We start from the raw sequence: 23,185 nt of genomic DNA on the forward strand, positions 1-23,185 counted from the left end.
GCGGCCCCACTACGGTCAGGAGGTGGCTTGGGAGGCCTGCGTACGCGTCAGGATGGACCGGCAGGTGCGCTGGATTTCCAGGTCGACGGCGATGCTCCATCCCCAGGGGTCTCCTCCGCGGCGGGGCTGTGCGAGTGCGGATTGGACCTGGGGGAGGGCGGGGTGTGCTGCCTGGCCCATGCGGTTGAGGCAGGCGACGGCATGGCGTGCGGTGAAGTCGTTGTCCTTCCAAGCGGCCAGCAGCGCCGGCACGACGGCGGGGGCTTCGTCGTCCCCGCCGATGTCCCAGAGGGCTGACGCCATATGGACCAGGGTCCAGGAGTCGTTCAGCACGGCGGAACCGGCCTGCTCGTTGCGTGCGTTCTGTTCGAGTTGGTCGTTCAGTATCTGGCGCAGGCGGGGCAGTACGGCCGCGGCGGGAGGGCCGATCCGTCCAGCAAGGTTGACCGCGTCGAAGTTCCGCTCGTCGTTGAGGAGGCATTGCAGCAGCGGAACGACCTGCTCGGGTCGGCGTTCAAGTTCCCAGATGGTGTTGGTTGCGGCCGTGCGGGTTCTCTGGTCTTCCGCCTCGGTCAGGGGGCGGACGATCTCGAGGGCGGTGATGGCGCGGGTGCCGAACGATGCGAGCGCCTTCAGGATGGGCGCGGCCGTGTGCCACTGCCCTCGCTGGACGGCGGCCTTGAGGGCGTCGGTGAGCGCGGGCACGGCGGCCGGGTCGCCGAGTGCGGCAAGCGCCGACGCGAGCGAGGTGGGACTGACATCGGGCCATTCACGGGAGTGGTCGATGTCGGCGAGGAGGCGGATGAGCCGGGGCGTGAGTTCCGCGGCGGCCTGGGGCAGCCGGCCGGCCGCGTTCACGGCCCGCCAGGCGTCGATACCGGTGTCGAGCGCGGTCAGCAGCCCGGGCAGGGCTCGCTCGTCTCCGAGCTCGGCGAGTGCCAGGGTCGCCTGCTGGTGGGCGCGGCGCAGTTCGGCGTGTGGGCTCGCCCAGGCATCGGGTCTATGTGTGGTGCGGTGGGTGGCGACGTAGGCGGCGAGGGCTTCCCGGGCCGGTTCGGCAAGCTGGCCCAAGGCCCCGAGCACCTCGGCCGCAGCTGCTGACGTGTAGGAGTCGCGCGGCAGCAGGCACGCGGCGAGGAGTCGTACCAGGGGAACATGGTCTCCTCGCCAGGAGATGATCAGTGTGCGTGCCATGTCGATCGCGTCGTACCGGGTGGCCGCATCCAGGCTGCGCAGCTGCTCGCAGAGCAACGCGGTCCGGTCCTCGACACGCCCGTCGAGGACCTCGTGGAAGGACACCAGCAGGGACGTCGTGGGCGCATGGACCCGGCCGTGGCGGTCCAGGTCGGCGAAGGCGGCAGCAACGTGCCCAGGAACACCAGGGTCGGGCTCGGTCTCAAGAGCACACGTGCACGGCCCCGTCGGCCCCGGGCTCTCGTCTGGCTCCTTGCTCTCCTCGGGCAGGGATATCGGCGCGATCCGGCGGAGGAGCGCGATCGCGGTGGGCACCGTGGTGGCATCGATGGACTCGGGGATGCAGCGGGCCCGCTGGACGAGCGCCGCAAGACGGACATCGGCATCCACCGTCAAGCCGTCGGCGAGGAGATCGAACCATGCCCGCGCTGGTTTCTGAGCCGCCGGGAGCCGCAGCGCCAGATCGCCCATCGTCCGGATCACCAGCAGCCGCTCCATGACGCCGTCCTCGGCGTCGAGCCGAGCCCGAAGGACTCCTACCGCCCGCTCGGCGTCGTTCAGGAACAGCCCCAGCCCCACGATCGCGGCCGAACGCACCCGCGCGTCCGTATCGCAGGCGTAGCCGACGAACACCTCGCCGCGCCCACGTATCAGGGCTGCGGCGTCCTGGTAGGCCGTGCTTTCCTCACCGTCGATGCCGATCCATACACCGCCGACCTCGTCCCGATCGACGGCCTCACGGCCGATGCTCACGATCAGCGCGACCACCGACGCCCGATCAGGCGTGGAAGGGCTGTCGGCCATGTCGAACAAAAACGGCAGACTGGCCACCGTGCACGGATACACGTCCCCCTGATGGTGGGCCGCGCCGTAGAAGCTCCTGAACGCCTTCTCCCGGACCTCGTCGCAGGACGAAGCCATGTCGCGCAGCCATTGCGGAACATCACTGGCCGGCCCGTAGGCGTGCCCCAGGGACGCCCAGTCGATGCTCTCCAAGTCGTTGATCATGCCCGGCACTATGCCGCGCAGCACTGACACGCTCGACAGCAAGCGCTGGGCCCCCCGATCCTGACCGCCAGCGCTGTTGCCGCTGAGGCATCTGCAATACCGCTCATTTGGAATGACGCGCCCTGCCGGCTGGGGCTTCGGCGTGGACGGCGGCGCGGCGGGAGGCGTACGCGAACGACCAGGGACAGCCGGCTTCCCGGGTCGCGGTGACGGCCTGCTCGAACCGGTCGAAGGCGGACCAGGATCCGGCGGAGTGGCTGCCGCCGTCCGCGGACGCGCTGTGCCGGTACGGCGCCGAGTGGACGGCAACGAAACTCCGTTGGGGCCTCGCGGTCGACGAGGCCGAGCGTGACCGGCTGCTCGACATCGCGGCCGGCTGCGGTGGCACGGACGTGGAGTTCACCCCCGCCCCGTAGCACCCCCGAAGGTCAGGGCCGCCACCTCGACAGGTGGCGGCCCTTCGCCGTGCCCGCAGCCGTTCGCGGTCGCCGGGTGGCCGGGTGGGCCCAACGGGGTGCGCTGTTGGGCCGGCTCGGGTGTGGGCGTTGGCTCGGGCGGGGCAGGGTGGCGGGCGGGAACGTGTCGGAGGGTGGTGTGCTGGTGGAGTGGGACCGGTGGACGGTGGAGTTCGGGGACGCGCACGCGGGCGCGGTCGGTGTCCTCGTCGGTGGCGACGAGCCGGGGCCGGCGTACTTCGATGTCGGGAGCGGCTCGGACGTGCCCTCCACGACGCACTGGTCGGCCTACGACGGCCAGGTCGGCCGCCCGCGCGCCGAGGCGCTCCGGGCGGGGTGCGCATGCGGATGGCGAGGCGCCGCAGAATATGCGCTGGACTGGGCGACGGTCGGCGACCGGCCTCTGTACGAGGCGGATGTCGACCTGACCGGACCGCTCGTGGACTGGAACGCCCACCTGTCCCTCGTCCGCGACCAGGCCGCGCCGCTCTCCAGCCGCTGGCCGCCCTCCTGGTCGAGATCGTCGAGCAGCTGACCGCCAGTATTCACGTAGACCAAGGCGGATTGCAGGATCCGCGGGCACAGCACGAACATCTCCTGATCATCGCGTCGTGAGAGGACTGCATCATGTTCAGGCCCTCCTCGATCTCCCGCTTCAGGTCCCGCAGCCGGAGGTAGCGGGCCACGAGGATGGTCCTTCCTCTGGGCGTGGCCTACCTCCAGCATCGCCGCGTAGCTGGGGTGGGATGCGTTACGGGTGAAGCGGCGCAGGATCGCCCACGTTTTGCCGGACACGGGTACCTGCTCGTCCGTCAGCAGCGTCCAGTGTGCGACGAGCTCATTCACATCCAACGGAGTACGGGCCACAGTCGTCGATCGTCCTCCCGGGGCTTCATACACCGCAGCCGTACCGCCCCGGACTCACTCACCCGGGTTACACCGCCGCAAGATCACCGCCGTGCCCAGGCTACGGAAGCTGGTCAGGGCGAGTGCACGGCTCCTACCTGCGGTTTCCTGCTGACCTCCCCGTGACAGGGCGGCGGGTGATGCTGCAGCTTCGTGTCCGGCGCTTCACCTGCGGTTGCGGCTCGCACTCGGCAACCAGGACCTCGTCCTGACTGCCGGGGACATCGTCGAGATCGACACCCACACGCCCCATGGAGTTGCGAACGCCGGATCCGCCGGACCGGTCGAGTATCTGGTCATGTTCGGGCCCCAAGGAGAACGTCCACGGCCGCGCACCCCTCCAGCCGCCGGTGACAGGAAGGCTGCTGAATGAGCAGTTGTGACAAGCCGCCTGCCTCGTCGGTGACAACCATGCTGCTTCGTTCGGTCCCATTTCGCCACGTCATCCGGCTCTGCCGGTGACAGCTACTGAGGTTCGGCTCAGGTGGGCTGTGGGGGGTGGGCGCCGCCGGGTTTGAGTGTGTCAGTGCCAGGCGCTGCTCGGACCTGGAGTGCAATAGTTCCTGCGGGGAGCGGCCTTCGGGCGGGCTGATCTTCGCCCCGTTGCGCTGCCGGCTGCGGGCAGGACCCGGCTGCCGTCACACGTCGCTGGTTCCCGTCCCCGGTCGGCAGCATCTAGCCGGGACGCGGCCGACCAAGCCGCCGTGAGGCGACCGCCCTTTCCTCCTTACGCTTTGACCGCCTTGCCCGCCACCCCCTCCGGTCTGGGCGCGGCCCCGACCCGGCCTTTCCCCCGGCCGGTCGGGGCCCTTGTGCTCTTCCGTGCGGCAGCAGCGTTACTCCCGCGTAGCCGCGGCGGTCAGGTCGGCGGAGTGGGAGGCGCTTCGCCAAGCCGTACGGCGGCTCATTGCCTCGTTCGGGGGAATCGGGCTGTGGTGGCCAAGCTGGTGGGCGGACTGCGGCGAAGAGGGCGTGTGCGGGGATGCCGGAAGGTCCTGTTCCCGCGCCGGCCGTGTGGGGTCTCCGCGTGGCCGAGGCACCTTGGGCGCGAGCAGCGACGGGAAATGGCCGGTGGCCCCGCCCCCCCTGAGTGGGCCAGGCCACCGGCCTGTCCGGCTACACCACCGACCGGTGATGTCCTCCTGCCGGGCCCGGCAGGAGGCTGGGCGCTACTTCTGGTTGATGGGCAGGGCCAGGTCGGTGACCTGGTACCGGGTCGGGAAGGCGCCCTTGTCGGTTGCTTTGCCGGTCAGGACATCGACCGCGTAAAGACAGTAGGTGCCGGTCGTGCCGGTCGTGCCGATCGCGGCGAACCCGCGGTTCACCCTGGTGGCCGCCTACCGCTACGCACACCGGCTCGGCATGGTCGTGGAACTCCTCTCCAACGGCTCCCGGCTGTGGCGCGAGCCCACCATGAACCTCCTCACCACCTACCTCCCGGCGAAGCTCACCCTGTCCGTGTACGGTGCCAGCGCCGAGACGTACGACGGCTTCACCCGCCGCCGCGGCGGCTTCAGGAAGTTCACCCGCGGCCTCGACAACGCCGTAGCGGCCGGGCTGAACCGGGAACTCAGCCTGATCATCACCCGCCGCAACGCCCACGAGCAGCACGCCATGCGGGCATGGGCCGACCGGCTCGGCCTGCCCTGGCGCGAGTACGCCAACAATGTCGCCGACCATCCACGACGGCGCCGAAACGCTGCTCACGCAGTCTCACGAACACCTCACCCAGCGGGCCCCATTCACCGGGTGCCGGGCCGGTCACACCTTCTCCCACGCGGACCCCCACGGCCGCGCCTCCATCTGCAAGGTAGGCCGCGATCCGTACGTGGACCTGGACGCCGAAGGCGTCGAAGGTCTGGCCCGACTCGGCGCCATCGCCGATTCCCTCATGCTTCGCACCGGAGGATGCTCAGGCTGCACATTCTCCGGCTCGTGCCGGGTGTGCCGCCCGATGTCGCGCATCTTCCAGGAGGCGAAGGCACCACTGGTCAACTACTGCCAGCACGGCCAACCGAAGGAGATCACCCGATGACCCCGACCCTGCTCGAAGCCCGCCCCACCGCCGTCGCCCTCAGCCGGACCCGCCACGCCAAGACCGACGAGGTGCAGATCATCGAGGACATCACCGCCTACACCGCACCCACTGCGCAGGGCTGCGGCGACGACAACCCCTACAACTAGGGCGCGTATTGAGTCGTGACCAATCCTTGGGTTCGGCCCCGCTCCGAGGCTCTGATCCCTTAGATCGTCTTGTGTGACTCGCGTACAACTGACGGACCAGGAGTGGGAGTTCATCGGCCCGTGCCTGCCGATCGGCAAGTACGGGCCGTATCCCAGGCGGCTGCGGCAGCAATTCGAGGGTGTGATCTGGCGGTTCAAGACTGGCGGGCAGTGGCGTGAGATGCCAAAGGAGTTCGGCGCCTGGTCGCCCGTCTCCAACCGCTTCCGCCAGTGGCGTGACGCTGGCGTGTTCGAGGCCCTGCTGGAGGGCCTGATCGCGGAAGCAGCGAAGCGGGGCGAGACCTGTCCCTGGTCAGTATCGACTCCACCACCGCTCGCGCCCACCACGACGCCGCCGGGATACACCTGAGCAAGGACGTGCTCACCTCCCTGGAGAAGGCCGCCGTCGAGGAGGAGAAGGCCAGGTCAAAAGGTGCGACGGCGAAGAACAAAGCGGACGAGACACCGAAGCGGATCCCGAGTGGGATGAGCGACGACGTATTCGACGCTGCCGGAAGCTCCGCCTGAAGGCCGCCCTCCTGGGACGCTCGCGGGGTGGGCAGACCAGCAAGGTTCACCTCGCCGCCGACCGCAAGTGCCGCCCGCTGGCGTTCATCTTGACCGCGGGCCAGGCAGCCGACAGTCCGCGGTTCATCCCCGTCCTGGGGAAGACCCGGGTCCGCGGGCCCGTCGGCCGCCCCCGTACCCGGCCCGATGCTGTCGCCGGGGACAAGGCCTACTCGTCCCGCGGCAACCGTTCCCACCTGCGCAAACGCCAGATCAAGGCGGTCATCCCCGAGAAAGTCGACCAGGCCGCCAACCGGAAGAAGAAGGGCTCAAGGGGCGGTCGGCCTGTCAGTCACGACGCCGACCTGTACAAAGAGAGGAACACCGTCGAGCGGCTGATCAACAAGCTGAAGGCCTGGCGGGGCATCGCCATCCGGTACGACAAGGCCCCCGAGAGCTACCTCGCTGGCCTCCATCTGCGTGCCTCGATGATCTGGATCAAAGACCTGACCAGGGCGACCCGTTGATCACGACTCGCTCGGCACCCTAGCGCCGTCGTCCGCGTCCCCCCTGCCGTCCGCCCGTGTCCCTGCTGGTTCGTCTGCCCTTGACCTTGCCGCTGCGCGTGCCCGGGGCCTGCACTGGGCGCCCCTGCCAGTCGATGCTGTCGTCCTCCGACAGGCTTGCCGCATACGAGAGCGATTGCTGGACCAGCAGCGACAGCAGGCGCTTGGACTCCATCGAGGAAAGCTCGCCCTGCCAGGGGCAGACTGAGTACCACCCCTGACCCGGGTCCGTCAGGGGCGGGCAGGGCGATGCGGGCTTCAGGAGCTCGGTCGGCGCTTCTGGAAGGCGCACCAGCAGCGTGTCCATGCTCCAGGCGACGACCGCGGCGATGCCCTTGGCAGCAAGCACCGGCACCCCGAAAGTCGCCAGGACGGGCCAGCGGGGAACAAGGTCCTCAAGTCTTTCGACCAGATCGGGGTGGGTATGCAACTCCCACCCCTCATAGGAATGGGCACCGCGCTCCTGTGGAACCCCCTGCGCCCGCAGCAGGTCGACCAGCGACGTGTTCTGAGGCAAGTTCGGCAATGCCGTCATGCCTCGACACCCTACGTGCCCTTCAGAAGCAGAGGCAGTGGCCGTGCTCGTCTTCTCTCCACCCGGACCCGCGGCGTGAACATGCCGACTGATCAAAACCCGATACGCGCCCTAGCGGGCCTGGCCAGACGGGCAACGTCACCTGCCCTGCGGGCGGAGTGGGGCAGTTCCGTGCCAAGGTCACCTGCATAACTGATGGGGGAAGCACCTTCGTGACGTACGGGCTGTGGGAGTACCAAGGAGTACCGAAGGGGACCTGTTCGATGAACGGGACGGCAGGCGTGCCGTACATCGACTGGGACCGCCGTATGAAGGGCTGACCCCTCCCCGGCCGGCGGTCGTGGCACCGGTCACGGCCGCCAGCCGGGGAACCTGTAGGCGGTCCACTACGTCTATTCGCACAGGACACCAGACGAGGGGCAAAACGCATGAACCGCAGCAACCAGACCAGGCCGGGGCCGGAACCTCGTACCGGCCGCCGTCTGATCGGTTTCGCCGTGGCAGCCGTGCTCGTCCTCGCCCCCGCGACAGCGGCCTGCACCGGTAGCGACGACCAGGACCCGGTGGCCACCGCGTCCCCTACTGGCACCCCGACCACGGTTGCGTTCCTCGAATACCTTGCACGGGACAAAAAGAACAAGGACCTCCTTGCCCTCCATATCGATGTAATAGTCAACCCGGACGGCGATTCTACCTATTTTCATATCCTGACTAGTCTCAACCGTGACAAGCGCGAGAACGACGTGGAAAAGGAACAAGTGCAGGCGGAGAGGATTGCCGCCGCGTTCGTCGCCCTGCACAGGGACGAACTAAAAGACCACGGGTCCGTCAGAGTCGGCGGCATGATGGGCAAGGCACTGGTCAGGGACAAATGGTGAACAAAGGCGCCAATCGCCGCTCTGTCGCCTTCATCTCAAGCGCGGGGAGTTCGGTGTGGTCGTCGAGGGCAATCCGGCTTGGGTCGGCGGCGTATCCGAATCAGGCCGAAGAGGTGACGTCGGAGCCGAGGCCGTTGGCGTACCGGCGGCGGCGCTCGGTGGTCCAGCCGTGGCCGCCAGCTGGCGGGGAGCGACATTCGAACCGTGCGGTATTCCTGGCGGGCCCGGTGGCTGTGGAGTGCGAACAGACCTCTCGATCGGTGGGACAGCGGGCCGGGCAGCGATGCTCTGAGGGCGTGAGGGCCCGCAGCTGACGTCATCGACTCCGCGAGGTGACGCGGAGGTGTTCCGCAGGCTGGTCATTGAAGCCCTGAGGCTGTGTCGGGTGATGCGCAGACCGACTTGATGTGGAGGGTTGAACGCTCACACCCGAGTCTGCAGTACCTGGCCCGGCCAGATCGCACCGTCCGACCGCAGCACCTCGAACTCCAGCGTCGCGGTGAAGCCCAACTCCTCGTACTCGCGCACCAAGCGGCTGTCCTCGCCGACCCAGCAGTGCGTCCGAAGCAGCCGTGCGCCGCGTCGGGCTGCTTCGGCCCGGGCATCGGTGACAAGGGCCGCCATGCTGAGCTGTCGGCGCCACATCCTGGTCACCAGAAATTGCAGGTAGAGCTCTGGGACGTCGACCGGCGGAGCAAACTCCGGGGCCTCGTCAGCCAGCACCGAAGCACCCATGAATCGGTTCAGAAGGTCCCGGCAGATCCTTGTCCGTCCGGCCCGCGCGTGGCCCAGTACCTGCCTGACGATCAGCGGGGGATCCTCCCGCTCCAGCGCCTCGTACAGGTGGGGGTGCCGGTGCAGAACCAGCCAGGAGTCGTAGTCGTGGAGCACCCCCAGGAACTCACCCACCTCGGCAAGCCCGCCTGCAGTAACCCTCATGTCGCTCAAGCGCTCGCCCCCCGGAAGCGTCTAAACAGCAGTCGCTGATCATCGTACGGCCGAGGAACGGCGCGCCTCGGGGCGCTGTCCGGCACATCGACGACATCGCACCCGGGTTGCATCCAATGCAACATCGTGGCGTCGCAGGAGAATCACCCGAGGCAGAAGACCCCAGCGGCACCCAAAGCGGCTGCAGCCTGGCGCGCCGACCAGGTCAGGGCCCTCAGAATGCCGAGCGGAATCGCTCAGCCTATACAACTCCGCCTACTTGGAGTCGTGGACTTCGGCGAGCGGGACCATGTGGTCGATGTCGACGCTGGAGGCGCCCTGGACAAGGGCGTCGTCGTAGTAGGAGTGCCACACCCCTCCGGTCAGGGCGCAGTTGGCCCCGACGGTCGGGGCTTCGATTGCTTCGGCAATGAGGACGTTGTTGCGGGCGGTGCAGCCGTGCTTGTCGTCGGGTACAGCTCCCGCTTGTAGCCCTCGCGGATCTCGTTTGCGACCGGCAGCGCGGTGATCCCGTCCATGAGCGTGACCTCGTCGGCCTGTGTGGAGGAGGCGGGTGCGAGGGCGGCGGCCATGAGGCCCCGGCGCAAGTTCTTGATTATGAACTTGGTGATAGTGCGTCACCGGTCGTCGGGCCGAACCGGGTCGGGGCCGTCTCACCCCGGTGGGGGAGCGGGTTCACCGAAGAAACGCGCCTGCGTCTTCCTCCCGCTCCCCGGGATCGGCGTAGCCGCCCTCGTCCGGACTCCGGTGGACGTCCGCGTACACCAGCACCTGCACCTCGGCCTCGCCCGGGGTGCGGCGCAGCCGGCACGGGCCGCTGGACAGGGAGAGCTCGGAGATCCGCTGCGCCGCTTCGACAGCGGCCGGCTCGTGGCCCCGGATCTCGATGGTGATGACGTTCTCGTCGTTCATGCCCTCGGCAACCGGCCAGCCGAGGACGCGGTTGCCGCTCGTGCGCCAGGTGCACACCCCATCGAGTGCTCCGGAGCCTGGCCCGCTGCCCGCGAGCGCGTTGCGGGCAGTCACGCCTGTGGCGGTCGGCCACCAGAGCGCCGAGGGCCTTGCTGCTCAGGTCGACGCCGGGCCGACCTTGCATTCGCGCTTGCGCTCTTGGAAGAGAACCTCCCCGGAGTCGCTCTCGCTGACGTGGACTTGCAGGTAAACGGCGTTGGCTGTGTTGAAGGCTCCGGGGACCAGCAGGCTCATACCGTTTCTGAGTGTGGTTCCGGTGACCTGCCTCTCTCCTGAGATGGTGACTCCGCTTTGTTCGATGAATGCGACGGCGTGATACGTCCGGAAGGTGCTCACCTTGTCCGAGATGGCGGGAAGGGTGACGCTCAAGCCGCCTTCTGCAGCGCTGACCGTGCTGACGCTCATGCTCCACCTTTGTTGTCGTGGGGGTGGCGACGCGAAGCCTGCGCCGACGGGGTCAACCAGAACGGGTAGTGAACCGTTCCGGGTTCGGTAGGGACTCGATCGTTTGAGAGGATCGAGTCATGGCACGTCCTTCCCAGTACCCGCTTGAGCTGCGCCGTCGTGCGGTGCGGATGGTCGCCGAGGTGCGGCCCGACTACGACACCGAGTGGGCCGCGATGAAAGCGGTCGCCGCGAAGCTCGGCATCGGCACGACCGAGACGCTGCGCAAGTGGGTCCGTCAGGACGAGATCGACGCCGGGACCCGGCCCGGGACGACGACGGAGGAGTCGGCCGAGCTGAAGCGGCTGAAGAAGGAGAACGCCGAGCTGAAGCGGGCGAACGAGATCCTCAAGGCCGCGGCGAGTTTCTTCGCGGCCGAGCTCGACCGGCCACACACACGCTCGTAGCGTTCATCGACGAGCACCGGGACCGCTTCGGCGGAGTCGAGCCGATCTGCCGTGTTCTGACCGGGCACGACTGCAAGATCGCCCCGTCCACCTACTACGCCCACCACAAACGCCGGCAGGCACCCTCGGCCCGCACCGTTCGCGACACCGAGCTGAAGACCTTGATCAAGGAGGCATACGACGCCAACTACCGTGTCTACGGCGCGAGGAAGATCTGGCGGCACCTGAACCGCCAGGGCCAGACCGTGGCCCGCTGCACCGTCGAACGGCTGATGCGCGAGCTCGGCATCACCGGCGCCGTCCGCGGCAAGAGAGTGATCACCACGATCCCGGACCCCTCCGCGCCCAGGGCGCCGGACCTGGTCGACCGCGACTTCGTCGCGTCCGCGCCGAACCGCTGCTGGGTCGCCGACTTTACCCACGTCGCCACGTTCTCCGGCGTCGTCTACGTCGCCTTCGTCGTGGACACCTTCTCCCGCCGCATCGTCGGCTGGTCCGCCTCGACCACGAAGCAGACCCGGCTCGTCCTGGACGCACTGGACATGGGACTGTGGCAACGCGACCGCGACCAACACCCGCCCTTGCCAGGCGAGTTGGTTCATCACTCGGACGCGGGCTCGCAATATACGTCCTTCACGCTGGCCGAACACTTGGAGAAGGCCGGCATCGCCGCCTCGATCGGATCGGTCGGCAACGCATACGACAATGCGCTGATGGAGTCCACGATCGGCCTCTTCAAAACCGAGGTGATCAAGCCGCAGCGGCCCTGGCGATCCCTCGCCCAGGTCGAGCTCGCCACCGCCGAATGGACCGACTGGTACAACCACACCCGGCTCCACGGTGAGATAGGGCACATCCCGCCCGCCGAATACGAAACCAACCACTACCTGAGCACCACGAAACCCCAGGTCACAACCAACATCTGAGCTCTCTACCGAACCCGGAACGGTTCATAGTCCTCGTCTGTTAGTCCCTGCCGCGGGTGACCAGCCAGTCCTTGAGCTCGTCAGGGTCACTCGATAGAGGGTTCGGTCAGGTTGCGTTCGGGGGCGGTCACGAGTCGGGGTGGCAGACGGGGCAGCGCCCTTCGCCCAGGACCGCGCGTGGCGGCCGGCTTGCGTACAACCGGCAGCCTCCCGGCACTCGTGACCACCTTGCAGGACAGGTCGCACAACCTTCGGTGACAGCGCTCAACCCTCGCTGCAACGGGTCACCCACCACCCGCTCGCGCGTCAGCAATCATCCGAAGTTAAATCCAGAGGTAAGAAATATCGGAATCTGAGGTTAAGGCATGCTAGGGTTGGTGTATGCCAACCGAGGATGAGCTGTTCGCGGCCGTGGATGCCCTGCTGACCGGTGAGCCCGAGATGCCGCCGCCGGCCGAGCGGGCCCGGCTGCGCGAGGCGGCCGGTATCACCCAGGCGCGTCTTGCCCAGGTCCTGCAGACCACGACCCAGTCGGTGAAGAATTGGGAAGCGGGCCGTTCCGAACCGCGCCCGCCGCGCCGTCAGGCCTATCAGCGGCTGCTGGACGGCTGGGCCACCCAGCACCCCACCCGCCCGAACACGCCCATTCCCGCCGCCCTCTCCGGCACGCCCGCGCTGGCTGTCCCGTCAGCCGAGCCCAGCGGTCCGGCTGTTGCCGAGGACCCGGCCCGTCCGGCGGCGACGTCACGGCGTCCCGCCGCGAAGAAGGCCGCCAAGCCCGCCACTACCCCGGCCGATCCCCGCTTCCCCCACGGCCCGCTCGCCGTCCTCGATGGCGACGGCAGCGCCTACGCCGCAGGCGGGGTCGTGCTGGACTGCCCCGCCACCACCATCACGGAGTTGGTGGAGTGGACGCTGAAGGAGTCAGGGCTCGGGGCTGCGCGCCTGAACCGCAACGGCAAGGACTCCGACCCGCTGATCGTGCTCACCGGCTCCGCCGCCGTGAAGCTCGGACTCCCGGAGCGGCTGGAGGGCGGTGAGGAGCGCCGCTCACTGCGGCTTGCGGAGGACCACCCGGTGGTGAAGCAGATCGGGAAGGCGAAGTGGCAGCTCACGCAGCGCGGTTTCGGCCCGTGGGCGCGGATCTACCGCAAGGCCCAGGGCAGCGCACGGCAGTGCGTGCAGCTCGCGGTCCTGTCCTGGGACGCCCTCGACACCCGTTCCTGGCCCGGCGTCGCCGAGCTGGCCCCGGCCGATATCGTCCGCGTCCTCGGCGTGTATGCCCAGCGGGTGATCACCCCCCGCGGCTCCACCGCCGTCTCCGGCCTGGAACTGATGACCGCCCTGCGCCCGCCCACCCGGGCCGTGCAGGAGAACGGGACTTGGGTGTCGGGCCACAACCCGGGCAGCCTCGGAACGGACCCGATGGACCCGGCGCCCCCGGAGGCGATCGCCGAACACCCCGTCGTCGTCCGGTCCGGCTGGAACGCGGGCTTCCTGAACGAGGAGGCCTACCAGTGGGTCCGCGACCCCGCCCTCCTCTCCGACGAGGAGTGCCTCCTCCCGTACGCGGTCGGCTTGGACCTGAACACCGCGTTCCTGGCGGCCGCCGCGCGGCTGACGGTGGGCCTGTCGGCACCGGACCACTTCCACGGGCCGGTGTTCAACAAGAAGATCCCCGGGTCCTGGCTCGCGGACCTCTCCCACGTCGACCTCGACCCGCGTCTGCCGTCGCCGTTCACCCCGGACGGCACCCGGCCGACGGGGCCTGCCTGGTACCAGACCCACACCCTCGCCTACGCCCAGGAACTCGGCCACGACGTCCAGCCGATCGAGGCCTACCTGCGCCGGGAGACCGGGGCGTACCTCGACCCGTGGCACGACCGCCTCAAGACCGCGTACATGGACACTCTCGCCGATCTCGGCGTCACGGCGGATCTCACGGACGCCGAGTTCCTGGCGGCGATGGAGCATCACAAGCAGGCCGACCCCGGGATGGCCGCGGTCCTCGCGGCGATCAAGGCGACGGTCAAGGGCGGCATCGGCAAGCTCCGCGAACGCCCTCAGGGCCGCACCTACCGGGACGGCGAGCCCTGGCCCGCGATGCAGCGCCCGACGTGGCGGCCGGACATCCGGGCGGCCGTGATCTCGAAGGCGCGGGTCAACATGCACCGCAAGCTGACCAACATGGTGAAGCTGACCGGCCTGTTCCCCCTCGCGGTCCTCTCGGACTGCGTCGTCTACCCGTCCCCGGGCGCTTCGCCGCTGGACTTCCTGCCGTACGCGGCGTCGGGCAAGCCGCTGATGGGCGGCTTCCGCCTCGGCCCGACCCCCGGTCTGGCCAAGCTGGAAGGGGTGCAGGGGATGGGGTGGGCGGTGGACCTGATGGAGAAGGGCCTCAACCCCGCCCGCCACATCAAGGGCGGCGACGCCGTCCTCGACGACGGCGAATAGGCAACGAGAACCCGGTGTGGCCTCCGGCGGCGACGTGCCGGAGGCCCACCCGACAGACCGCTCACCGTGTACGACCCGGACACCTGTCAGGAGCTGAACCGCTGTGGGAGAGATCGAGGACGCCATCGGCCGAGCCGACCAGGAGGCGTTCACCAAGGACCCGCCCAAGACGCTGAAGGGCCGGATCAACTTCCTGCTCAAGCAGCTCAAGTCCACCAGGGCGGTCGCCGCCGAGCTCGGCGTCAGCCAGCGGTCCGTCGAGCGCTACCGCAAGGGCGACCGCAAGACCCCGCCGAAGGCGGTGGCGGACCGCATCGAGGGAGCCGTACGGGCCCGCTGGCAGCCCGTGGTCCGTGGCCGCCGCCGCAAGGAAGCCGCCACCAGCACCGGCATCACCGTCGAGACCCGCGCCCGCTTCGGCTACACCGCACCCATCGGCACCACCGACGACGGCCGCGTACGCCGCCTCACCGTCCACCTCCCACCCGCCTACGCCCAGCGTCTCTTCGACGCCCGCGCCCGAGGCGCCGACGACCGTGACCTACGCGGGATCGTCGCCGAGGGCTTGCAGGAGATCTACTTCAAGGACGGCGGCACCCGCGCCGACGAACTCCGGGTCGAGTTCACCGACATCGACTACTTCGACGTCTCCTTCTGACCCCCCGGCCGAGCCGCACCCAGACCACGAGCACCTGTCCGGGTGCGGCTCACACCCATTTCCGCGCGTCAACGCCGGGCCTGAACCGGAAGAGGGGTGCAATGGCCACTGCTGGGAGCCGTCCTCGGACGGGCTGCTCCCGGCCCCCGTGGCGCTGTCGACCGCGGGCAGGAATCCGGCCGCCGTCACACGCCGCCGCTCAGCGCCCCGGTCGACAGCATCCACCCCGGCCCCGGACCAACGACCGCATACACGAGTCCGGGTGCACTCCGATTCCCTGCTACGCCAGGCGCTTCTTCGGTCGGGGCCGGGCGTCGAGGAGTGCCCACCAGGCGTGGCCGTCGTGGTCGGTATGGGCGCCGCACGCCTCCACGGTGCGCAGTACCGCCACCTCCGCGGGCACGGCTCCCGCCGACCCCTGTCCGGCGGCTTGGTGGTTGAGGGCCATGACGAGGATCTTGTCGTCCTGGTCGGCGAGGTGGACGCTGACGCGTTTCCCGCCGGCCGTCACGGCCGTGTCCACGAGGCCGTGGACGGTCTTGAGGAAGTCGTGCTCGTCCAGCAGCGGGTAGTCCCACTCGGCTACGGCCAGCGCTGCCTGTGCGGCGGCCTTCTTCGCCGCCCACCGGTCCGCGCGAAACGCCAGCACCCGCGCCCGCCGGCTGGTGACGACCAGCCGGGGCGGCACGCCGGTGAGCGATTTCGGCTTCGTCGCCGGCTGCGGCCGCGGCGGCTCCACCGGCTTCTTCTGCGGCGGCGGCGACTTCGGAGGAAAACTCGGCGGAACCTTCGGACCCCTGGCTTCCACAACCTCGCTCATACCCCACCACGCTACGCCCGTTGACCCCGGCCGCGCACCGGCATCGACCACAGCTGCTCACCCTTGCCCGTGCCCGGAATCCCCGCTCTGGCGGCTGCCACGCCGGCGAGCCCGGTCAGCCCGCGCCACACAGCCCCTTGGGGTGGCGCTTTGGCGGATACGGGGCGCGCGGCCGGGTGGGTGCGGCACGCTGGAACCGGCCAGGCGCCGACACCGATCCGGCGGGCACAGGCCGTCGTGGCGTGGGGAAGGGGCGGGGCACGGTGGATCAGACGCTGAGGGACCTGGGTGCGGCGCACGCCGGCTCGGTGGGAGTGTTGCTGGAGGACGGCAGCGAGCCGGGGCCGGCGTACTTCGACGTCGGCAGCGGATCGTACGTGCCGTCGTCGACGGAGTGGCACGCGTATGACGGCCGGTTCGGCCGCCCGAAGGCCGCTCTCCTGCGCGGTGCCTGCGCGTGCGGATGGAGGGGCGCGGCCGAGTACCCGCTCGACTGGACGACGCTGGACGACCAGACGCCCCTGTACGAGGCGGACGTTGATCTGGCTGGGCCGGTCGCGGACTACCAGGCCCACCTCACCGTGGTCCGCGACGCCGCCGTCCCCCTCCCCGAACCGCTGACCGCCCTGCTGACCGCCCTGATGGAGAACCTGGAGACTGCTGCGGTGAAGGATCCGCTGGTGGCGCTGAAAGCCCTCGCGGACCTGAGGTACCTGATCGCCGGGGTGGGTGCGGACGCGGCGTTGGCGGTGCAGGTCGGCCGGATCCGGATCGAGACGGTCGCGACCGCGCTCGGCACGAGCGAGGCCGCCGCACGCCGGTATCTGAACAGCTACCGCCATATGTGAGATGACGGCCGGCTCGGCCGGTGGTTGTTGTCCAGCAGGGCCGCACACCGCCCCGGGAACTTCATCTCCCGGGTCTGCCCGGGTCCCGGCTGCCCGAACCGCGTCAGGCGACCGGATCGGCGGCCCCGCATGAGCGGGGCTGCCGATCAGGCTAGGGTCCGGGTAGCCCGTGCCGATATGGCGTGCTCGGGTGAGGCCCGGGGCCCAGAGCGCTCTGGGGGCTGCAGTACCCCCGGGCCGCCCCACCCCTACTTCCGCCCGTGTTGCCGGTGTCCGGCGTGACCCGGCTGCGTTGGGCAGGGCATGGAGATGGTGGAGCGGTTGCCGTTCGGGATGCGGACCGCGGTCGAGGTGACGTACGTCCGGTGCGCCCTGTGCGGGGCGTTCGGTGAGCTGGTCCTGGACTGCGGCCGGCTGGACCGGGCGCTGGCTCGCGCCCGAGATCACGTCCGCGAGGTGCACCCGGGCGCGGACATCCCCGAGGCGCTCCGGCTTGTGCCCGATGTCGCCTTCCCGCCGGCCGACTGCTACGACGTCGCCGAGTGGGTCGCGCAGTACGACACCCGGAACGTGCAGCGGACCCGCGGCCCGAGATAGCGCCGAGGCACCCCACGTCCGTGGCGGGATGCTGCTCCGCGGGGTGGCTGTCAGGCCTGGCCGGGGTGAGCCAGTCGTTCGTCCCCGTCGCCCTCGTCCGTTGTGGTCTCATCGTCGATCAGGCCGTAGGGAGGCCGTTCCTCGCTGCGGCTGTACCGTACGACGACGTTGTCCTCCACGAGTCGCGGCGGGCTGTTGTCGACGATGATCACCTGCGCCCCGGAGCCCTGTTCCGCCAGCCAGCTGGTCAGGTGGCGGTAGAAGTCGTCGATGGCGATCGCGTCGGCGATCGCCGCGTCCCGGGTGCCGCCGTGGCCGAGGTTCTTCTGCGGGCTGTCGATCATGAGGAAGCCGGGGTGGGCGGCCGAGGATTCGACGGCCACCTCGAAGACGGCGAGCTGCCAGGCCAGGGTCAGGAGCGTCCGGGCGCCGGATGAGGCCTCGCGGTAGGAGTCGCCGCGCACGTACGGGACGAGGTTCGTGTCGATCATGGGCTGGCTGAGCTTCGGATAGCGCCACTGCCGCAGCAGCTCGCTGTACCGGACGCTGATGCGGCCGACAACCAGGTCACGGTCCTGCGCGGCATCACCCAGCCGGTCGAGTTCCTCCCGCAGGCGGGCGATCTGCGTCTCGTGCCGTTCCACCAGCGCGGCCCGCTTCTCCAGCCCGCCCTGGAGCCTGGCTGCGCTCTCGGCGTGCTGAAGGTGACGCAGGAGGTCCTCGCGCCGGCGCTGGAGGTCGTCACGAGCGGCGAGGAACGGGGTGACCCTGGGCCTCGTCGCCTGGTCGACTGCGGCGGCGGCCTGCTCCTCGGCGAGTTCGGCGTCCTCCGCCCGGAGCTTCAGGGCCGCGAGGGAGCTGTCGAGGCCTTCGACGTAGTCGGTGATCTCCTTCAGACGGGCTTTGGTGGCCCTGATCTCGGAAGCGACGTTCAGCCGCCCCTCATCCTGCGAGCGCTCAGCGTCGGAGGTACCGAGCGTCAGGTGCCCGTCGTCGCCGGGCAGCTCGTGGCTGCACAGGCCGCAGACCCCGTTCTCCACCGAGGGGGGAGAAGGAAGCCTGTGCAGGCAGGCAGGACAGGTCGTGACGCTCAAGGGGTCGAACAGGCGCTGCGCCTCGGCCAGCATGTTGAGCTTGACGAGGTCATCCGCGTACTGCGCCCGCAGCGGCATCATGCGGGCGAGCTGTGTCTCGCAGTCGCGTACGGCGCCAGCAGCACGTCGGGCGCGCTGAGCGGCTTGCTGGTGCTCGCGGCGCAAACGCTTGGGGAAGACGGCGTCGGCTTGCCCGTTCTCGTCCAGGGACCGGAGTTGTGCGTTCAGCTCCAGCAGTTCGTTCTCGTAGGTCTGGGTCGTGAGCGCGTCGCCCACGGGAAGGTCTTGTTCTTCGACGAAGGCGCGGGCCGCGGCGAGTTCAGAACGCGCCTGGGTCAGCCGGCTGCCCAGCTCCTTGATGCGTTGGCCAAGCTCGACGGCACGGTCGTCGTGGACGCCGAAGACGACGTCGACGACCTGCTTCAGCTTGTGCTTCTTCATGAACTCGTTCTCGGAGAGGAAGTTCATGGAGGCGATGCGCTCGTTCGGCAGGAACGCCAGCGCCATGAGGTCCCGGAAGCTCAGGGGATCGGTGCGGGACTCACGGTTCGTCGGGGCCTCCCGCAGCTGGACGCCTTCGAGTTTGCAGTGACCCAGCAGCAGCGCGGAGAGGCTCTCGGGCGAGCCCGCCGGCTCGATGAGCCTGCTCTCAGGCTTGGCCGGCGCCGGCTGGTCCAGCGTCCCCTGGCGCACGTAGGCGGCCTTCGACGGTTCCCCGACAGCCCGCTCGATCACGTACGGTTCGCCGGACAGCTCCACCTCCAGAAGGCAGGAGCGGACCTTCCGCAGCACCTCCGGATGCCGCGGATGACGCTTCGCACCCAGGCCGTAGGCAACGAACTCCAACACCGCGGTCTTACCGGAGCTGAACGCCCCGGCCACCACCGACAGACCCCGCACCCGCTGCTCGTGGGTGAAGTCGACGTCGTAGGTGCGGCTGACGCCTGCCAGACGCAGACGCCGGATCCGGATTCCAGGCAGAGGCTGCATGGCGGTCACCCCTCCCAGGGCATGTCAGGTGCCTGCGGTCCCGAGCCCAGAACGCTCAGGAGCGCCGCTCCGGGCCCGCCCTCCCCGTCCGGCCGCAGCCAGCGTGCGGTCTGCTCCCGCAGTGCCTTGTCGCTGAGCTTGCGGAGGTGACGCACGACGATGGACGCCGCCGTGGTGAACGACGCGGCATACGTGGCGGTGAAGCGCGCACCGAGGTCCCGGCCGCGGTTGCTGATCGAGTAGACGAAGGAGCCGTTGCGGTTGTGGACCTCGCAGCACCCGTAGGCGACGAGCAGCGCGAGGTCGTGCTGGATGCGCTCCCGTCGGCTGGTGAAGCGCTGCGAGGACGACGCGTACGAGAGAACCTGCGGATCGAACCCGGCCAGCCTCAGCAGGTTGCCCTCCCGGCCGTCGGATGCGACGACCAGGAAGGGGTTCGCCGACAGGAAGTCGTAGTAGCCCAGGCGCTCCAGGCTCGCCCCCTTCGCGTCCTGCCCGGCGACGGCGTCGAGGAGAAGCAGCAGCTGCGCGAGCCGGAACGTCACCTGGTCTTCCGGCATCATCACCGGCCGGTGTGCTTCCACAACGAACCCCTCGTAGGTCTGACAGGACAGGAGACGGCGGTCAGCCGTCGGTGTGCTCGGCGGCGATCTGCCGCCAGTGTTTGACCCAGCCGGCCTTTCGGTTGTCCACCAGCCGGTGCACCAGCCCCCAGCTGTGTACGAGCTCCAGGCGCAGAGCCTTCGGCAGTTTGTCGTGCTCAATGCGGACGTCCCGCCAGACACGAGAGTGCAGAGACGGGATCATGTTCTCGGCGGCGCATTCGTTGAACTGCATCTCCCACAACCCGTGCAGGGTCGCGTCGGCCGAGCTGAGCGCCGCCACCTCTGCCGCCACGCCCTTGTGCGCGATCTCGCGGGCCACCAGATCGGCATTGAAGAACTGGCGCTTGGCCGAGTCCAGCTCCTCGTGACCGGCCTCGGTCATCTGCCGGATGAACAACGCGGAGCCGAGAGCGGCCGCCTTGTCGTCCTCGACTTCGAGCACCAGCCGAAGCTGCTCGACGGGGGAAGGGGCGGCCTGCGCGTAGGTCTCGTAGAAGCCGCGACGCACGTCGTCGCCCTCGGGGCTGAGCAGCTTCTTGCGGAGGGCGGTTTCGTCCCAGAGCTGGATCACGAGGTTGTGCTCGTTCTCCTTGGCCTTCTTCCACTTGTCCCACCAGGCCGTCATGGGGCCGTCCATGCTGGAGGGGATGCACAGAATCCAGCTGGCGATGGTGTGGCCGTTCTTGACGGCTGCCTTCAGCACGTTGTCGAGCGAGTCCTGGACCTGCTGCGTGTGCTTCTTGGTGGTGATCGGCATGAAGTACTTGGACTGCCACACCGTGATCGCCCCACCGAGATTTCCGGCGAAGGCGTCGATACCCCAGTCGCCCGGGTTGGCGGCGACGGACCGCACGAGCACGCCGGGGGTCGTCGCGGCGGCGAGCTGAACGACCATCGACTCGAAGTCGTCGCGCGCCCCGCCGGCACTTCCCCCGCGGACCGCGTGAACGTCGAAGCTGATCGGCTGGACACCCACCGGCACGGCTATCGAGTCAGGCACAGCCCACCCCCATGCGCCGTCGGACTGCACACAGGATGTCTCCCGTGCGTCACACACCGTATTGGCCGGAGGGTACCCAAAGGTCAGCCGTCTGATCAAGAAGAGGAACGCTCGGCCGATATCTGATGAGGGTGTGTCAGATCAATCCCATCCGCTGAGGCCGGGCTGGCCGGGGAACATCCCCTTGCAGTCGCCGAAGCGGATGGTGTCGCTCTGAGAGCTTTGTTCCTCGCACTTCTGGCGGTCGTTCTGCGGACCACTGCTACCGGTGGTTGAGCAGGATCCCGCGAGCGCGATGATCACGGCGAAGGTGACGATGAGCCCGCACCCGATGGCCGTAGGGGACGGCCCGGGAACGGTGACGGCCGCCGGTCGCTTCGGTGTCTGGGCGGGGAGACCGTAGACGCCGGTCGAAGCGGCGCTCTGCGCGGAGTGCGCGAGGGTGCTGTGACTGCCCCCGCGAAACGCGGCGTAGGGGTGTCCGGCGACCAAGGCGTGATGGGCAGCGGACCGTATCTCGTAGCCGGCTGCGGCGTTGAAGCTCTGCCCGCAGCCGGGGTGGAGGCATCTCAGATCCATCGTGGTGTGTGGTCCTTCCTGCGTGTGCCCTGGCCTCAGTGCGCGTTGATCCCGAACTGGTGCAGCAGCCCTTCGACGAGTTCCTTCCCGGTCGCCTGGAGAACGTCGTCGTCGGCGATCGGTGGCAGTTCCGTGGTGGCCGGAATGACGCGTAGGGGCTGCCGTGCCCGCTCGATCGCGCGGGGCTGGCCAATGTCGTACCCGCAGGCCAGGAACCGGAAGTCTGGTCCGTTGTTGCCGTCGGCCACGATGGCTGCGGTGATGTCCACGGTGGAGTCGAGCAGGCGGCGTCGGCGGTGGGCGTCGATGACCGCGACGGCTTCGCCCAGAGCGGTGGGAAGCGTCCAGGTGTCGACCAAGGCCGCGCCTATCTGACTGGGCATGGGGTGACTCAGGTCGACACACACGACGACCCCTCCGTCATGGTGGAGCTCGACCATGGCTCCAGCCTGTGTGCCTCGCAGTTCCGGCACGAGGATGTTGCTGTCGACCCAGCGCCGCAGCCCCACGTGCATGCCGTTGCTGAGCCGATCGGACAGAGCGCCGCGGACCCCGTACGGATCGCTGTGAGCCCGAAGCCGTGCGGCGGTCTTGACGCCGTCGAGCAGGACGGCCTTGGCCTCGGCACGGCTCGGAGCGGGCACCAGGCGCGGCACCGGCCGTGAGGGACGCCCCGCAACGACCAGCCACGCACATCCCGGCACGGACTCACCGAGGACGACTGAGGCGGCCTGCTGAACAAGTTCGGCGAGAGCTGTCTCGGCCCGCGCCTGCCGCGAGAAGCGTTCCTGATAGGCACGCGCGACTTGATGCTCGGACATGTAGAAGGTCTCGCTCCCGACACGGTAGGGCGCGTTGAAGGTCGCCCGGTCCTTGTCCTTCTGCTCCCATCCGTACTGGAAGTGCGGCGCGAGTTCGCTCGGTGTCACGTCGACGATCAGGAAGTCGGGACCGCCCCCACCCGGTGCGGGCAGAGGGATGATGTCGACGCCGGACAGGTAGGGCTGGACTCCGTTGCGGAGGGTCTGCGTCAGCTGCTGCTCATTCACCTCGGCGAGGTCGATGCCGACGGCCTCGATGTCGTCCGTGACCCCGTACACGAGCAGGCCGCCGCGGGTATTCGCCATCGCGGTGACGTCCTTGGCGAACTCGTTCCAGATGCCCGGCTTGGGCACGAAGGTGGGCAGCTGCTTCTTCCAGTCGAGGTCGTCCGTTTCACCGAGCTTCGAGGCCACGGCGTCCATGATCATCCCGTGGGTAAGGGGGCCCATCGGGCGGCCCAGATGTTCGTGCAGTCGAGTCCAGGAGCGCGCCATTTCGCCACCCTATGAAGCATCGGCCTACGCCGGTGGGTGGTTCGCCAAACCAGTGGTTCGCGAGGTCTGCCATCGCGTCCAGCCAGGGCAGGTGACCCGCGTGGAGAGCGGTTCAACCAGGGGGTGGTCGTCGCTTCTTTGTGGTCGGGGGTGTGGGGGTGGTCGGGGGTGTGGGTGGTGTGGTGGCCGGCGTCGGGGGTGTGGGTGGTGTCGGGTCGGGGTCGCGGTGGGGGGCGCGCCCGGGGTGGCGGTGTG

General features: G+C 68.9%; 23 protein-coding genes and 2 pseudogenes. 13 read left to right on the forward strand and 12 right to left on the reverse strand.

Features of this window, described 5'->3' with window-relative positions; genetic code table 11:
* Nucleotides 1–15 precede the first annotated feature (15 nt).
* Nucleotides 16–2,202, reverse strand: coding sequence for a HEAT repeat domain-containing protein (locus OG207_RS43765; protein WP_329107349.1), 2,187 nt, complete (start codon nt 2,200–2,202; stop codon nt 16–18).
* A 119-nt stretch (nt 2,203–2,321) separates the two neighbouring features.
* Here OG207_RS43765 and OG207_RS43770 point away from each other — a divergent pair.
* From OG207_RS43770 to OG207_RS43785, 4 genes and pseudogenes are all read left to right on the forward strand, one after another.
* Nucleotides 2,322–2,618: pseudogene (locus tag OG207_RS43770) on the forward strand (HNH endonuclease); the annotation flags it as partial.
* A gap of 163 nt (nt 2,619–2,781) precedes the next feature.
* A complete protein-coding gene (locus OG207_RS43775; protein WP_329107351.1) occupies nt 2,782–3,192 on the forward strand; it encodes a hypothetical protein in 411 nt (136 codons plus the stop codon).
* 454 nt (nt 3,193–3,646) lie between these two features.
* On the forward strand, nt 3,647–3,775 hold the full coding sequence (locus tag OG207_RS43780) for a transposase family protein (RefSeq protein ID WP_329107353.1): 129 nt from the start codon (nt 3,647–3,649) through the stop codon (nt 3,773–3,775).
* Nucleotides 3,739–3,936 carry a cupin domain-containing protein gene (locus OG207_RS43785; RefSeq protein ID WP_402697734.1) on the forward strand — a complete coding sequence of 66 codons (198 nt, stop codon included), beginning with the start codon at nt 3,739–3,741 and terminating at the stop codon, nt 3,934–3,936. Before OG207_RS43780 ends, OG207_RS43785 begins: the two co-directional genes overlap by 37 nt.
* Before the next feature lie 796 nt (nt 3,937–4,732).
* On the opposite strand, the gene OG207_RS43790 is transcribed toward OG207_RS43785, so the two are convergent.
* Entirely contained in the window at nt 4,733–4,888 is a 156-nt protein-coding gene (locus OG207_RS43790) for a hypothetical protein (protein ID WP_329108322.1), read from the reverse strand.
* Nucleotides 4,889–5,391: 503 nt separating this feature from the next.
* Here OG207_RS43790 and OG207_RS43795 point away from each other — a divergent pair.
* From OG207_RS43795 to OG207_RS43805, 3 genes and pseudogenes are all read left to right on the forward strand, one after another.
* Nucleotides 5,392–5,598 carry a hypothetical protein gene (locus tag OG207_RS43795; protein ID WP_329107355.1) on the forward strand — a complete coding sequence of 69 codons (207 nt, stop codon included), beginning with the start codon at nt 5,392–5,394 and terminating at the stop codon, nt 5,596–5,598.
* Nucleotides 5,595–5,747: a hypothetical protein gene (locus tag OG207_RS43800; RefSeq protein ID WP_329107357.1), complete on the forward strand. Its 153-nt coding sequence runs from the start codon at nt 5,595–5,597 to the stop codon at nt 5,745–5,747. The genes OG207_RS43795 and OG207_RS43800 overlap by 4 nt, the downstream gene beginning before the upstream one ends.
* 73 nt (nt 5,748–5,820) lie before the next feature.
* A pseudogene (locus OG207_RS43805) lies at nt 5,821–6,820 on the forward strand (IS5 family transposase).
* Nucleotides 6,821–6,839: 19 nt separating this feature from the next.
* Here OG207_RS43805 and OG207_RS43810 read toward each other — a convergent pair.
* Complete coding sequence (locus OG207_RS43810; protein ID WP_329107360.1) at nt 6,840–7,394, reverse strand: hypothetical protein; 555 nt, start codon at nt 7,392–7,394, stop codon at nt 6,840–6,842.
* Between the two features lie 428 nt (nt 7,395–7,822).
* On the opposite strand from OG207_RS43810, the gene OG207_RS43815 reads away from it, so the two are divergent.
* A complete protein-coding gene (locus tag OG207_RS43815) occupies nt 7,823–8,272 on the forward strand; it encodes a hypothetical protein (RefSeq protein WP_329107363.1) in 450 nt (149 codons plus the stop codon).
* Nucleotides 8,273–8,695: 423 nt separating this feature from the next.
* Here OG207_RS43815 and OG207_RS43820 read toward each other — a convergent pair whose 3' ends face one another.
* The 3 genes from OG207_RS43820 to OG207_RS43830 all read right to left on the reverse strand — a co-directional run bounded on the left by OG207_RS43820 (nt 8,696) and on the right by OG207_RS43830 (nt 10,597).
* Nucleotides 8,696–9,220 carry a GNAT family N-acetyltransferase gene (locus OG207_RS43820; RefSeq protein ID WP_329107365.1) on the reverse strand — a complete coding sequence of 175 codons (525 nt, stop codon included), beginning with the start codon at nt 9,218–9,220 and terminating at the stop codon, nt 8,696–8,698.
* A gap of 675 nt (nt 9,221–9,895) precedes the next feature.
* Entirely contained in the window at nt 9,896–10,246 is a 351-nt protein-coding gene (locus OG207_RS43825) for a hypothetical protein (protein WP_329107367.1), read from the reverse strand.
* Between the two features lie 42 nt (nt 10,247–10,288).
* Nucleotides 10,289–10,597 carry a hypothetical protein gene (locus tag OG207_RS43830; protein ID WP_329107369.1) on the reverse strand — a complete coding sequence of 103 codons (309 nt, stop codon included), beginning with the start codon at nt 10,595–10,597 and terminating at the stop codon, nt 10,289–10,291.
* Between the two features lie 119 nt (nt 10,598–10,716).
* Here OG207_RS43830 and OG207_RS43835 point away from each other — a divergent pair.
* The 3 genes from OG207_RS43835 (at nt 10,717) to tpg (ending at nt 15,081) form a co-directional block, all read left to right on the forward strand.
* Nucleotides 10,717–11,969, forward strand: a protein-coding gene (locus tag OG207_RS43835; protein WP_329107371.1) for an IS3 family transposase whose coding sequence is annotated in 2 segments (ribosomal slippage) — nt 10,717–10,999 and nt 10,999–11,969 — 1,254 coding nt in all. Because the reading frame shifts where the segments join, the coding sequence is not laid out codon by codon here.
* Between the two features lie 381 nt (nt 11,970–12,350).
* The gene (gene tap, locus OG207_RS43840; RefSeq protein WP_329107374.1) at nt 12,351–14,423 is read left to right on the forward strand and encodes a telomere-associated protein Tap; all 2,073 of its coding nucleotides are present in this window, start codon (nt 12,351–12,353) and stop codon (nt 14,421–14,423) included.
* 103 nt (nt 14,424–14,526) lie between these two features.
* On the forward strand, nt 14,527–15,081 hold the full coding sequence (gene tpg / locus OG207_RS43845; RefSeq protein WP_329094645.1) for a telomere-protecting terminal protein Tpg: 555 nt from the start codon (nt 14,527–14,529) through the stop codon (nt 15,079–15,081).
* Between the two features lie 280 nt (nt 15,082–15,361).
* On the opposite strand, the gene OG207_RS43850 is transcribed toward tpg, so the two are convergent.
* Nucleotides 15,362–15,901, reverse strand: coding sequence for a hypothetical protein (locus OG207_RS43850; RefSeq protein WP_329094643.1), 540 nt, complete (start codon nt 15,899–15,901; stop codon nt 15,362–15,364).
* A 263-nt stretch (nt 15,902–16,164) separates the two neighbouring features.
* Here OG207_RS43850 and OG207_RS43855 point away from each other — a divergent pair, with 263 nt between their 5' ends.
* Nucleotides 16,165–16,749, forward strand: coding sequence for a hypothetical protein (locus OG207_RS43855; RefSeq protein ID WP_329094642.1), 585 nt, complete (start codon nt 16,165–16,167; stop codon nt 16,747–16,749).
* Nucleotides 16,750–17,052: 303 nt separating this feature from the next.
* Nucleotides 17,053–17,346 (forward strand): hypothetical protein, encoded by a 294-nt coding sequence (locus OG207_RS43860; RefSeq protein WP_329094640.1) that lies wholly within the window; start codon nt 17,053–17,055, stop codon nt 17,344–17,346.
* 50 nt (nt 17,347–17,396) lie between these two features.
* On the opposite strand, the gene OG207_RS43865 is transcribed toward OG207_RS43860, so the two are convergent.
* From OG207_RS43865 to OG207_RS43885, 5 genes are all read right to left on the reverse strand, one after another.
* Entirely contained in the window at nt 17,397–19,430 is a 2,034-nt protein-coding gene (locus tag OG207_RS43865; protein WP_329094638.1) for a DNA recombination protein RecN, read from the reverse strand.
* Between the two features lie 5 nt (nt 19,431–19,435).
* On the reverse strand, nt 19,436–20,014 hold the full coding sequence (locus tag OG207_RS43870) for an ABC-three component system middle component 2 (protein WP_329094636.1): 579 nt from the start codon (nt 20,012–20,014) through the stop codon (nt 19,436–19,438).
* A 40-nt stretch (nt 20,015–20,054) separates the two neighbouring features.
* Nucleotides 20,055–21,035 (reverse strand): serine/threonine protein kinase, encoded by a 981-nt coding sequence (locus OG207_RS43875; RefSeq protein WP_329094634.1) that lies wholly within the window; start codon nt 21,033–21,035, stop codon nt 20,055–20,057.
* Nucleotides 21,036–21,176: 141 nt separating this feature from the next.
* Entirely contained in the window at nt 21,177–21,614 is a 438-nt protein-coding gene (locus OG207_RS43880) for a hypothetical protein (RefSeq protein ID WP_329094631.1), read from the reverse strand.
* A 35-nt stretch (nt 21,615–21,649) separates the two neighbouring features.
* The gene (locus tag OG207_RS43885) at nt 21,650–22,930 is read right to left on the reverse strand and encodes an AlbA family DNA-binding domain-containing protein (RefSeq protein ID WP_329094630.1); all 1,281 of its coding nucleotides are present in this window, start codon (nt 22,928–22,930) and stop codon (nt 21,650–21,652) included.
* Nucleotides 22,931–23,185: the final 255 nt, after the last annotated feature.

Source organism: Streptomyces sp. NBC_01439, assembly GCF_036227605.1.
Lineage (GTDB): Bacteria > Actinomycetota > Actinomycetes > Streptomycetales > Streptomycetaceae > Streptomyces.